Origin of the sequence: Methylobacter sp. Wu8 (genome assembly GCF_036440755.1) — a bacterium.
GTDB lineage: Bacteria > Pseudomonadota > Gammaproteobacteria > Methylococcales > Methylomonadaceae > Methylobacter_A > Methylobacter_A tundripaludum_A.
Map to the genome: position 1 here is coordinate 134,220 of NZ_JAZGVT010000075.1, position 12,335 is coordinate 146,554.

Consider the following 12,335-nt stretch of genomic DNA (forward strand, 5'->3'; position numbering starts at 1 on the left):
GAAAAACAATGCCTTTACTCGCAGGATCAATCATTATTCCCTGTGTCGAGGATTTAACCGTTTTTCCATAATACCTACCTGCTTTCATTTTTAGGAGAAAACCATGAAAACAACAATCCTGAGCTGTACCCTAGTCCTTGGTCTTGCAACATCCGTCTCCAGTTACGCAGCGGGGCAGCCTATGGATAAATGTATTGCCGCCATACAAAAACAAAAAACCGGCGAATTCATCAAGCTGGAAAAATTGAATGTAGCCGGCAAACCTTTTTATGAATTTGAAATCAAGGATTCCAGCGGCGTTGAATGGGAATTCATGTGCGATGCCAAAACCGGAAAAATCACCGAAACGGAAAGTGAAGTCAGCAAAGCTGATGACGAAGCTTTCAAGAAAAACGCTAAAATAACGGAAAAAGAAGCCGTAGATATTGCACTTAAAGCCCACCCCGGCACTGTTCAGGAGGTTGAATACGAAATAGAAAAAAACGGCGATGCCAGCTATGAAATTGATATAGTCAACGACAAAGCGGTAGAAACCAAAGTTGAAGTCAATGCGGCTAACGGTAAGATTATTGAAGTCTCAACCGAAGCATGGGAAATCGGCGAAGAGGCCGACGAAAAAAGGTAGGTAACTACTCCCCGTTCCAAGCGGTCGCTGGAACGGGGTCCCTCCCCCTTAAACCATATATTCCGTTTTCAATGACGCCAATTCTATAAGCTTGACTTCGGCAATAGCCTTGTCCGTCACTAACGCGCTGCAAGCGCCCGGCCCCAAAGCAATATCCCGCAAATGCCATGATGAAGCCTGCCCGCAACCGGCAGGAACCCTTAAAAATTCGGTTTGGTTTTCAGGATTGATAACACAGTGATTTAACCCTAAGGCGATGCCGCGCCCGGTGGCCTTAACGAAGGCCTCTTTGCGCGTCCAGAAGCGGTAAAACCCGGCTGTTTTTTCAGCTTCCGAAAGCCGGCTCCAATATGTGATTTCTTCTTTGGCAAAACATTTATCGGCCAGCGCAGCCAGACTGCTTCTGGGTTTGTAATCCTCTATATCTATGCCCAAGCGGCAGTTCCAGCCTACGGCAATGACCATCGTGCCGGCCGAATGCGACAAATTGAACGCCAGCTCCGGCGTGTCGGCCAGATAGGGTTTGCCGTGTTCGGCTTTTTTTATGCTGATCTTGTCCGGCGGCTGATTAAGCGTTTCGGCTAATACGTGTCTTAACCGGCCGCGCACTACGACATAACGCCTGCGCAGCACGTCGTTGTTAAATTTTCCGGCATGGGCTTGCTCGACGGCATCGAGAACGCGCCAATAGTTTTGGTAATGGGCGTACTCGGCGGCAATATCGCCATGCCATATTTCTACAGTATCAGTATTCAAGGCATAATCCTTGCCTAATGCCCGACAGCGGCCCGCCCTTCGCCCCGCCGATCGCTCGCCGCTGCCAGCTGATGCGTGGTTTTATTCCATTGCACGGCCTGCATATCGCCGTAGTTATAGCGCGCCTCTTTCAGTTGATGCCCCATTGCGGCCAGGCCGGTAAGCTCGCCCGCTGTCATGGCCCCTTTCTCATATTCGATCACGTCAGGCATGAATTGATGGTGGAAACGCGGCACTTGCACCCATGAGTCCGGCCCATTGCCTTCGGCAAAATCCAGAGCGGCTAGCAGTACCATCGTAGTGATCCGGCTGCCGCCGGGTGTTCCCAGCACCGCGACTTTATGGCCGTCGTCGAGAAAAGTGGGCGTCATGCTGGACAACATACGTTTACCCGGCGCGATTACGTTGGCGACACTGCCGACCAGGCCGTAGCCGTTCATTACTCCCGGCCGGCTGGCAAAATCATCCATTTGATCGTTCAACAACACGCCGGTGCCGGGCGCAGCCAATCCCGCGCCAAACGGAAAGTTAATGCTAAGCGTCGCCGCAACCCGGTTGCCTTCTTCATCAATAATCGAAAAATGCGTGGTGTTAATCCCCTCGGGCTGCGGCTGAATTTCGCCCGACATCATCGCGCTGGGCAATGCCTTGTCAGCACGCAAACTGCTGCGCAATCCGGCCGCATAATCTTCATTCAGCAAGCGTTTAACCGGCATGTCGATAAAATCGGAATCGCCCATGTATAAGGTCCGGTCGTGATAAGCGCGGCGCATGGCTTCGGCAATAAGATGTTTTCGGGTCTGTTCATCGGCCTGATTCAAGTCGTAGCCCGACAAAATGTTCAAGGCCTCGATCAGCACGATACCGCCGGATGACGACGGCGCGGCGCTGGTGATTTTTATGCCGCGATAACTGCCCTTTACCGGCTCCCGCTCAGCCACCCGATAGGATGCAAGATCCTGTTTGGTCCAGATGCCGCCGGCCTCGTTGACGCCCGCCACCAGTTTATCGGCGATCTCGCCGCCATAAAATCCGTCCCGGCCCGAGGCCGCCAGTTGCTTTAAGGTATAGGCCAAATCCGGCTGCCTGATTATCGAATAAGCTTCGGGGACCTTGCCGTCGGGCAAAAAAATCTGTGCAGTCTCTGGGTGCTTTTTTATCACCTCAACCCTGAACTTAAGCAACTTCCGGTATTTCTCGCCGATTGCAAAACCGCTCTCTGCCGCCCTGATCGCAGGTTGCAGGCTTTCCGCCAACGGCAAGCGTCCGTATTTTTCCGACAGGTGCACCAGCGCCGCAGGCATGCCGGGAATAGCCGCAGCCAACGCGCCGTCAAGCGATAAACGGGGGATCACTTTGCCCGCCTTGTCCAGGTACATAGCTTGGTGAGCCGCTAACGGCGCTGTCTCTCGCCCGTCGATCATGGTTTCAAAACCGTCCTGTTCACGGTGCAACAGCCAGTAACCGCCGCCGCCCAACCCGGAACCGGAAGGTTCGACAACCGCCAATGTTGCACTGACAGCGACAGCCGCATCGAAAACATTGCCACCCTTCTCCATCACTTCAAACCCGGCTGCGGTCGCCAACGGATGCGCACTGGCGATTGCGGCCCTGGAGCCATCCGCATAAGCCTGCGTAACGCCAAAAACAAGCGCTAACCATAGCGCCGCATAACATTTCTTAAACATTTTTTCCTCTATTTGACGTTGAACCGATGAATGGATGGTGTCATTAAACCACATTTTCGAAAACAGGAAGGCTTGGAGCCCAACTGGCTTGGCTTCGCCGCTAACATGGCTTGCTAGGTAGTTGTACCAATATTTTTTACCGTTTTTATATTTAGAATAATTGCCACGGTATTTATTTCATAAAACGATATTTAAACATACCGAGATAAAAATGGCGGCAACTGCTAAAAAACTTTCAAACCCCGCCGAAGACTGCGGAACTATATGCCTTCACTGAAATTGCCTATTACAACGCAGAAAGCAGAGGGTTTAAACCTTGAAGACCGGTATAAGGCAGAGAGCAGGCGTTTTTACTGTAAACCCCATTGTCTTATGTAAGGCACAATCCGTTTAAAACAATGTTTTAATTTTAAAAAGATATTAATGGAGTAAGTTATGACAACTAAAGAAATAGATGCGACAAAAAAAGGTTCTGAAATATCGCCCAAAACATCACGCGGCGGATTAGTGTCATTTGATGAGTTTGACAGTTTTTTTGATGACTTTCTCTCGCGCAGATGGCCTGGCTTGCTGAATTGGAATGCGCCTACCCTACCGGAAACCGGCTTTCCAAAAGTCGATATTCTGGATCACGATAATGACATAGAGGTTCATGCTGCGTTACCGGGCGTAAAAAAAGAGGATCTGGAGGTGTCGATTGTCAACCAGACCATCACTATCCGCACGACAACCAAGGAAGAGAAAAAAGAAGAGGAAAAAGGTAAATATTTTCGCCGCGAAATAACCCGAGGCGAGTTTCAGCGTACTCTGTCTCTGCCTGACAATGTCGATGCTGACAGCGCAAAAGCATCGTTCCAAGACGGAATATTGAAAGTTACCATTCCTAAAACAAAAAAAAGCAAACGCAAAACCATCGAAGTCAAGTAGTCCGCATTTTGATTCCACAAAACTATCCTGGGTGTAAAAAAAGCACCCAGGATAAAAGCGCACAACGAGTAAGGATAAGTGTTTGTACCAATATTTTTTCCCACCATTCTATATAGAATGGCTACCAGTGCTTTTATTTCATGTTCAACACAAGAGATGTAAGCCCCCTCAATAGCGAGGTGGAAAATGATTGCAATCAGTCAACAACTTGAAAAGACAATAAATCTTAATGAATCCGGTTTACCGGTCAATCTTCCTGATTGCTATACCCGAATTACTGAGATTACCCGTTACAAAACCGAAAGCTGCGGCTCCACACCTAACCATGCACTTGAAAAGTGGCTTGAGCTGAGCAGTAGTTTGTGTGCTGAATACGCGACTAAACATAAGCTCAGCTACTCCGGGCCGGATAACGGATGGGAATGATAGATCGAACCATATTACGGAGAATGCTATGAAAACCAATACACAAAACATAAAGAAAAGCACGGAATTAATGGCCGACTCACCGGCCGGCGATTTGATTTCATTTGATAATTTCTTTGACGACTTTCTTTCTCGCAGGTGGCCCAGACTGTTAGACTGGAATTTCCCTGTAAGCGTGGAAAAAGGATTCCCGAAAGTTGATATTATTGATCACGACAACGACATAGAAGTTCAGGCTGCGTTGCCGGGCTTCAAAAAAGAAGATCTGCATGTATCTGTTAACAACCAAACCATCACCATCCGCTCTTCCACTAAGGAAGACAAAAAGGAAGGTGAAAAAGGCAAATACTTTCGCCGCGAAATAACGCGCGGCGAATTCCAGCGCACACTGTCCTTGCCCGACAATGTCGATGGCGACAACGCAAAAGCCTCGTTCAAAGACGGAATATTGAAAGTGACTATTCCTAAAACCGAAAAAAGCAAGCGCAAAAACATCAACATTGATTAGTCCGTAAAGGGTGGCCAGTTAAGACCGCCCTTTCTGAGCTGTGCCAAGTGCTAACCCGAAAATATCAAATCCAACTCATTTAGCACAACGCTCGACGTGGATTTACAGGAAAAACCGGATCGCTATATTGTGACCGTGAATGCGCCCGGCGCCGATGACTCATCAATAGACATAAAGCTGGAAAATCAGGTTCTGCGTATTTCAATCAAAACAGAACACGCAAAGGATGAAGCTGATGGCAAAGACGGTCAATACCGATACCGGGAGCGTTTCATCGGCCAATTTCAACGGGTGTTAACCTGCCAACGCGGCAAAAATGGAGACTGCATACCGTAACGGTGTACTAACCATCACCATTCCAAAGACATAGTTCCAAACTGTTTTCTTCAGTCACAATTTTGATATAGCAGGCCTAAATATGATGCGTATTTTTCTTTTTCTGGCGACCAATGTCGCAATAATGGTTGTAATTAGCATTGTCTTTAGCCTTTTGGGCTTAACCGGCACTTTAGATGCTCAGGGTATCAATCTCGACCTTAACGCGCTGCTGGTTATTTCGGCAATCATTGGCATGACCGGGTCGTTCATTTCCTTAGCGATATCGAAATGGACGGCAAAACAGGCTATGGGGGTTCAGGTTATCGGCCAACCGCAAAACCAGACCGAGCAATGGCTGGTTAATATTGTCGCCAAACAAGCTCAACAGTCGGGCATCGGCATGCCGGAAGTCGGTATTTTTCAAGCTCCAGAAGCCAATGCCTTTGCGACCGGCATGAACAGAAACAGTGCGTTGGTCGCAGTCAGTACGGGCTTGCTGCAACATATGAATAACGATGAAATTGAAGCGGTGCTCGGCCATGAAATCACTCATGTCGCCAATGGCGACATGGTTACGATGGCCCTGATGCAAGGCGTGGTAAATACCTTCGTTTACTTTTTTGCCAGCATCATCGGCCATGTTGTCGACCGTGTTATTCTTCAAAACGAGCGGGATCATGGCATCGGCTATTTCATCACCCAGATGGCCGCGCAAATTGCCTTGGGATTCCTGGCCTCAATGCTGGTCATGTGGTTCTCGCGCTACCGTGAGTTTAAAGCCGATGCGGGCGGCGCCCAGTTGGCCGGACGGGGCAAAATGATCGGCGCTCTTCGCGCCTTGCAACGCGAATATGAACCGCAAGACCTGCCTGGACAACTGGCGGCTTTCGGCATTAGCGGCGGCAGCGCGCACAAACTGTTTATGAGCCATCCGCCGTTAGAAGAGCGTATCGAAGCCCTGCAAAACATCCATTAAGACAAGCAACCATGGTTCGAAACAATGCTAAATCATGCAGTAAAGTCTATTAACCAGCATCAATGGATTTCAGAAGCCGCTTATTACAAAGCGGAAGCCAGAGCATTTGAACCCGGCAAAGAATTGGCCGATTGGTTAGAGGCTGAAATAGAGTATTACAAGATGCTGGTGGCTCTGTATATTTCAATTTTGGAAGAAGACGGTCCGATGACGGTTTTAAGCTTGCAACAGTTGGCGGCGTTCATCGGAATTCCAAACCCGGCTGGTCTGTTTTCAGACATAGAACTTGTTCGGACAATTCAAAATGCTACTGAGCATTACCCTTGTTTCCGCTCTGAAATCAATAGCATGTGTAAAGAAGCAGAATGCGGATGGAAAGCCGAGTGCCGGAAATTAGTTTCAGTGTGGTATTAATAAATTTCATCATTCACACGTTCTGAGATTTGCGCTGCTGCATCGACGAAGCCGGGCAGCAGCGCAACATAATTGCTATTTCTTTATATAAAGATCGGTAATCGAACCGGTGATCATTTCGGCGGCGAACGCGAAGGTTTCCGATAGCATTGGATGCGGATGAATGGTCAACCCGACATCTTCGGCATCGGCACCCATTTCCAGAGCCAGCACCGCTTCGGCAATCAATTCACCGGCATTGGGGCCGACCATGCCTGCACCTAGAATTCTGCCGGTTTCCTTTTCGCAGAGGATTTTAGTCAAGCCTTCCTTCCGCCCCAGACTCAACGAGCGTCCGCTGGCCGCCCAAGGGAAAACCGCTTTGTCATAGTCTATGCCTTGCTGTTTGGCCTGGTTTTCAGTCAGCCCCATCCAGGTGACTTCAGGGTCGGTATAGGCGACAGCGGGGATGGTCAAGGCATCGAATCCAGCTTTCAAACCTGCCGCAACTTCGGCTGCAATTTTGCCTTCATAAGTGGCTTTGTGCGCCAGCATCGGGTTACCGACTATGTCGCCTATCGCAAAAATATGCGGGATATTGGTCCGCTGCTGCTTATCGACGGCAATAAAACCGATTTCATCGACATTAACGCCGGCCAGATCGGCGCCAATCTTCTTGCCGTTAGGTCTGCGCCCGACGGCTACCAGCACCGCATCAAAGATGGCCGACTCCGGCGCGCCTTTGCCTTCAAAAGAAACTTTCAAGCCGTCTTTGTGCTTTTCAATTGCGGCAACCCGCGTTTCCAGCCAGATATTCTGATATTGTTTTTTAATGCGCCGATACAACGGCGTGACAAGATCGTTATCGCAGCCGGGAATGATCTGGTCCATCAGCTCGACCACGCTGATTTCCGATCCCAATGCATGATAAACCGTAGCCATTTCAAGCCCGATGATTCCGCCGCCGACAATCAACAGTTTTTTGGGGATTTCTTTTAATTCCAGTGCATCGGTCGAATCCCACAGCCGCGGATCGTCATGCGGAAAAATAGGGATTTTAGTAGGGTGCGATCCGGCCGCAATAATCGCCTGATCGAAGCTGACGGTTGTTACGCCTGTTTCGGTTTTCACTTCGACCGTGTGGGATGAGGTGAATTTTCCAGTACCCTGGATCAGAGTCACTTTACGCTGTTTTACCAGACGAGCCAAGCCGTCAACCAGGGTTTTGGTAACGCTTTCTTTCCAGCTACGAATTTTGTCTATATCGAAGCTGGGCTTGCCGTGACTCAGGCCGTGCTGCTCGAACTCATCGACTTCGTGAATGACCTGCGCGACATGCAGCAAGGCTTTGGATGGAATACAGCCGACGTTAAGACATACGCCGCCAAGCGCCGGATAGCGCTCGATCAATACCACTTGCTTGCCCAAGTCGGCAGCGCGGAATGCCGCCGTGTAGCCGCCGGGGCCGCCGCCCAATACCAGAACTTCCGCATGTACCACAGATTCGTTAATCGCTGGATTAGTATCCATATTATCCTCCTTGATTAAAGCAATAAACGGCGAATGTCGCCCAAATACTGTTTGACGGCAGCCATAAAACGCGCTCCTTCAGCACCGTCGATCACCCGATGATCGTAAGTCAGGTCCAGGGGCAACATCAGGCGCGGTATAAATTCCTTGCCATTCCAGACCGGTTGCATTTTGGCGCGGGTAACGCCGAGTATCGCCACTTCCGGCGCATTGACGATCGGCGTGAATGCCGTGCCGCCGATACCGCCGAGACTGGAAATAGTGATGCAGCCGCCTTGCATATCGGCAGGCATCAGCTTGCCCAGACGGGCTTTGTTGCTTTTCTCGGCCAGTTCGGCGGTTAATTCGTTGACGCCTTTGCGGTTGACATCGCGCAGCACCGGCACCACCAAGCCGTTGGGGGTATCGACCGCGATACCGATATTGAAATATTTCTTGAAGATCAGTTTTTCGCCGTCGGCAGACAATGACGCGTTAAATTGCGGGAACTGTTCCATCGCGGCAACCAGCGCCTTGATGATAAAGACCAGGCCGGTGATTTTGACGTCGTCCTTGGATTTTTCGGCATTCAGCGCAACGCGGAACGCTTCCATTTCGGTAATATCGGCTTCGTCATGGTAGGTGACCATAGGCAGGTTCAGCCACACGCGGCTCAGGTTTTGCCCGGTCAGGCGTTTTATCTTGCTGAGTTTCTGCTCTTCTATCTCGCCGAATTGGGAGAAATCGACAGCCGGCATTGCCGGGATTCCGCTGCCGCCTTGGACCGCACTTTCAGCCATGACCTTCTTGACGAAGTTTTTCACGTCGTCTTTTACGATGCGTCCCTTACGGCCGCTGCCGGCGGTTATTTTTTGTATATCGACGCCTAATTCTCGGGCGAAAAGCCGGACAGCCGGCGTGGCGTGTGCCGCCACGGCAGAAACGGCGCTCGGTAAGATTTCCGGCGCAGGCTCAGGCGTAACAATAAGCGGTTGACTGACGGGTTCCGGCGTTTTTTCCACTGTTGCTTCCGCTGGTGCCGCTGCTTGCTGCGCCGGTTCTTGCGGCTTTGCGACATTCACTTCTTCGCTGCTCGCCAATACCGTCGCAATCAGCGTCCCTTCAGAAACCTTATCGCCGGGTTTGATAAACAATTCCTGCACCGTACCCGCCGCACTGGAGGGTAAGTCCATGCTGGCCTTGTCGGTTTCAAGCACAGCCAGGGTTTGTTCCAAGCTTACCTCGTCGCCCGGTTTAACCAATACGTCTACTACATCGATATCTGCGACATTGCCGACATCGGGAACCTTAATTTCAATCAAAAAAGCCATTTTTTGTCCTTCCGTTAGATTAGCCAGGGAGCTGCTGCATCAGGGTTGATGCCGTATTTGGCAATAGCCTCGTCCACTTTGGCGGCTTCAAACTGCCCCAAATCCGCCAAGCTTTTTAGCGCTGCAATCGCCACATGGTAGCGGTCTACCTCGAAAAACCGGCGCAGATTTTCGCGCGTATCCGAACGACCGAAACCATCGGTACCCAAAACGGTGTAAGGGGCGGAAATATAGGCGCGAATCTGTTCCGCAAAGGCGCGGGTATAATCGCTCGCGGCTATCACCGGACCTTGTGCGTTGGCGAGACAGCCGGCGACATGGGATTGTCTGGCTGTTTCGGCCGGATGCAGGCGATTCCAGCGTTCGCAGGATTGGCCGTCTCTGGCCAATTCGGTAAAGCTGGTGCAACTCCATAAATCGGCTTCCACGCCCCAGTCATTGCTCAACAACTCAGCCGCAGCTTCGACTTCGCGGAAAATCGTTCCTGAACCCAGCAATTGAACCCTGGGCGCTTTCTTTTTAGCGCCTTTCTTAAAGCTGTACATGCCTTTGAGTATGTCCAGCTCAACGCCTTTAGGCATCGCAGGATGCTCGTAGTTTTCGTTCATCACGGTGATGTAGTAAAACACATCTTCCTGTTCGACATACATGCGCCGTAAACCGTCTTGGATAATCACCGCCAGTTCATAGGCATAAGTCGGATCGTAGGACACGCAGTTGGGTACGGTCGCCGCCATCAAATGGCTGTGTCCGTCTTCATGTTGCAAACCTTCGCCGTTCAGTGTAGTCCTGCCCGCCGTGCCGCCCATTAAAAAACCGCGGGTGCGTTGATCCGCTGCCGCCCAGATTAAATCACCAACTCGCTGAAAACCGAACATGGAGTAGTAAATAAAAAACGGAATCATCGGCACGTTATGAGTTGAATACGAAGTACCCGCCGCAATCCAGTCGCACAAGCCGCCTGCTTCATTGATGCCTTCCTGCATCACCTGCCCGTGTTTATCTTCTTTGTAGAACATCAGCTGATCGGCGTCTTGCGGTGTGTACAATTGTCCAACCTGCGACCAGATGCCCAACTGCCGGAACATGCCTTCCATACCGAAAGTTCTCGACTCGTCGGGAACAATCGGCACGATGCGTTTGCCGATATTTTTGTCTTTGACCAGTATATTAAGCAGGCGCACGAAAGCCATCGTCGTGGAGATTTCGCGGCCTTCGCCGCTGGCTTCCAGCAACGCCTTGAAATCGCTCAACACCGGCACATCCAGCGCATAGGATTTTTCCCTTCTGGACGGCAAATGGCCGCCCAGTTCATGACGGCGCTGCTGCATATAGGCCAGTTCTTTCGAGCCTTCAGCAAAACTCAGATAAGGCAGTTTCTGCATCTCTTCGTCAGTGACAGGCAACCCATAACGATCGCGAAAGTTGGTCAGCGAAATCTCGCTCATTTTTTTCTGTTGATGGGAGATATTCTGGGCTTCTCCCGATGCGCCCATGCCGTAACCTTTAATGGTTTTAGCCAGGATGACGGTCGGTTGGCCCTGATGATTCACCGCCGCCTGGAAAGCGGCAAACACTTTAACCGGGTCATGTCCGCCTCGGTTAAGTTCCCAGATGTCGCGATCCGACCAGTCGGAAACCATCGCTTTTAATTCCGGCGTATTGAAGAAATGCTCGCGCACATAGGCCCCGTCTTTAGCCTTGAAGGTTTGGTAGTCGCCATCGACGCAGGACATCATACGGGCCGCCAATAACCCGTCTTTATCGCGCGCCAGCAACGCATCCCAGCGTTGCCCCCAAACCAGCTTGATCACATTCCAACCGGCGCCGCGGAACTCGCTTTCCAGTTCCTGGATAATCTTGCCGTTGCCGCGCACCGGCCCATCCAGGCGCTGCAGATTACAGTTGATCACAAAAATAAGATTGTCCAGTTTTTCCCGTCCGGCCATGCCGATAGCGCCCAACGATTCCGGCTCGTCGGTTTCGCCATCGCCAAGAAAGCTCCAGACCTTGCGATTCGAAGTATCGGCAAACCCTCTATCCTGTAAATAGCGCATGAAACGCGCTTGGTAAATAGCCATAATCGGGCCAAGACCCATAGAGACCGTCGGGAATTGCCAGAAATCCGGCATCAGCCAGGGATGCGGGTAAGACGGCAAGCCGTTACCGTTTACTTCCTGACGGAAATTATCCATCTGTTCCAGCGTCAACCGTCCCTGCAAAAAGGCTCGGGCATAATCGCCCGGCGTTAAATGCCCTTGAGTAAAAACCAGGTCGCCGCCATGCTGATCCGATGGCGCATGCCAGAAATGGTTATAGCCGACATCATACAAAGTGGCCGCCGAAGCGAAACTGGCGATATGGCCGCCGACGTTGGTGTGCTTATTCGCCCTTAACACCATCATCATCGCGTTCCAACGGACATAGGCGCGAATCTTGTGTTCTATAGTAACGTCACCGGGAAACTGCGCCTGTTTAGAGACTGGAATCGTATTAAGATAGGCGGTATTGGCGCTGAAAGGGATGTCGAGTCCCGCATGCCGGGTGACCGCGACCAGCTGCTCAATCAGAAAGTGTACGCGTTCGCTGCCATCATGTTCCAGCACAGCTTGCAGCGCTTCAATCCACTCCCTGGTCTCTGCGGGATCGATGTCATTCTGTCCGGTGATTTTTGAGATTAAACTGTTGGTCATTGATTGATCCTGTTACGGCGGATATGCACGGATTAAAAAATTATAAAGCTGAGTTGAGCAGCTCGCCCGCTCAAACGAAACTTATGCCCTTTGGGTATAAGTTGAATTTACCCATAGGGCGTATGAGCATAGCGCAACCCGGCATCTTACTAAAATAGTGAAAATAAGGCCAGAAGCACTCCGGT

The 12,335-nt window shown here is 50.7% G+C and carries 12 protein-coding genes; 7 read left to right on the forward strand and 5 right to left on the reverse strand.

Annotated features, from left to right (window positions below; all coding sequences use genetic code 11):
• Nucleotides 1-103: 103 nt before the first annotated feature.
• A complete protein-coding gene (locus V3O24_RS17420; protein WP_331308184.1) occupies nucleotides 104-625 on the forward strand; it encodes a PepSY domain-containing protein in 522 nt (173 codons plus the stop codon).
• Between the two features lie 48 nt (nucleotides 626-673).
• On the opposite strand, the gene V3O24_RS17425 is transcribed toward V3O24_RS17420, so the two are convergent.
• The gene (locus V3O24_RS17425) at nucleotides 674-1,381 is read right to left on the reverse strand and encodes a 4'-phosphopantetheinyl transferase superfamily protein (RefSeq protein WP_331308185.1); all 708 of its coding nucleotides are present in this window, start codon (nucleotides 1,379-1,381) and stop codon (nucleotides 674-676) included.
• 14 nt (nucleotides 1,382-1,395) lie between these two features.
• Nucleotides 1,396-3,069: a gamma-glutamyltransferase gene (gene ggt, locus V3O24_RS17430; protein ID WP_331308186.1), complete on the reverse strand. Its 1,674-nt coding sequence runs from the start codon at nucleotides 3,067-3,069 to the stop codon at nucleotides 1,396-1,398.
• Nucleotides 3,070-3,504: 435 nt separating this feature from the next.
• Here ggt and V3O24_RS17435 point away from each other — a divergent pair, with 435 nt between their 5' ends.
• The 6 genes from V3O24_RS17435 to V3O24_RS17460 all read left to right on the forward strand — a co-directional run bounded on the left by V3O24_RS17435 (nucleotide 3,505) and on the right by V3O24_RS17460 (nucleotide 6,638).
• Nucleotides 3,505-3,996 carry an Hsp20/alpha crystallin family protein gene (locus tag V3O24_RS17435; RefSeq protein ID WP_104422582.1) on the forward strand — a complete coding sequence of 164 codons (492 nt, stop codon included), beginning with the start codon at nucleotides 3,505-3,507 and terminating at the stop codon, nucleotides 3,994-3,996.
• A 186-nt stretch (nucleotides 3,997-4,182) separates the two neighbouring features.
• Nucleotides 4,183-4,422 (forward strand): hypothetical protein, encoded by a 240-nt coding sequence (locus V3O24_RS17440; protein ID WP_104422581.1) that lies wholly within the window; start codon nucleotides 4,183-4,185, stop codon nucleotides 4,420-4,422.
• A 28-nt stretch (nucleotides 4,423-4,450) separates the two neighbouring features.
• On the forward strand, nucleotides 4,451-4,930 hold the full coding sequence (locus V3O24_RS17445; RefSeq protein WP_104422580.1) for an Hsp20/alpha crystallin family protein: 480 nt from the start codon (nucleotides 4,451-4,453) through the stop codon (nucleotides 4,928-4,930).
• Nucleotides 4,931-5,026: 96 nt separating this feature from the next.
• Nucleotides 5,027-5,266: an Hsp20 family protein gene (locus V3O24_RS17450; protein ID WP_258076552.1), complete on the forward strand. Its 240-nt coding sequence runs from the start codon at nucleotides 5,027-5,029 to the stop codon at nucleotides 5,264-5,266.
• A gap of 82 nt (nucleotides 5,267-5,348) precedes the next feature.
• A complete protein-coding gene (gene htpX, locus V3O24_RS17455; protein WP_331308187.1) occupies nucleotides 5,349-6,224 on the forward strand; it encodes a protease HtpX in 876 nt (291 codons plus the stop codon).
• 24 nt (nucleotides 6,225-6,248) lie between these two features.
• Nucleotides 6,249-6,638: a DUF2934 domain-containing protein gene (locus V3O24_RS17460; RefSeq protein WP_331308188.1), complete on the forward strand. Its 390-nt coding sequence runs from the start codon at nucleotides 6,249-6,251 to the stop codon at nucleotides 6,636-6,638.
• A gap of 75 nt (nucleotides 6,639-6,713) precedes the next feature.
• Here V3O24_RS17460 and lpdA read toward each other — a convergent pair whose 3' ends face one another.
• Genes lpdA through aceE form a run of 3 tightly spaced genes read right to left on the reverse strand, consistent with a single transcriptional unit; the run spans nucleotide 6,714 to nucleotide 12,150 of the window.
• Nucleotides 6,714-8,147 (reverse strand): dihydrolipoyl dehydrogenase, encoded by a 1,434-nt coding sequence (lpdA, locus tag V3O24_RS17465; RefSeq protein WP_331308189.1) that lies wholly within the window; start codon nucleotides 8,145-8,147, stop codon nucleotides 6,714-6,716.
• 14 nt (nucleotides 8,148-8,161) lie between these two features.
• The gene (gene aceF / locus V3O24_RS17470) at nucleotides 8,162-9,457 is read right to left on the reverse strand and encodes a dihydrolipoyllysine-residue acetyltransferase (RefSeq protein WP_331308190.1); all 1,296 of its coding nucleotides are present in this window, start codon (nucleotides 9,455-9,457) and stop codon (nucleotides 8,162-8,164) included.
• Nucleotides 9,458-9,471: 14 nt separating this feature from the next.
• Nucleotides 9,472-12,150 carry a pyruvate dehydrogenase (acetyl-transferring), homodimeric type gene (aceE, locus tag V3O24_RS17475; protein WP_331308191.1) on the reverse strand — a complete coding sequence of 893 codons (2,679 nt, stop codon included), beginning with the start codon at nucleotides 12,148-12,150 and terminating at the stop codon, nucleotides 9,472-9,474.
• Nucleotides 12,151-12,335 lie beyond the last annotated feature (185 nt).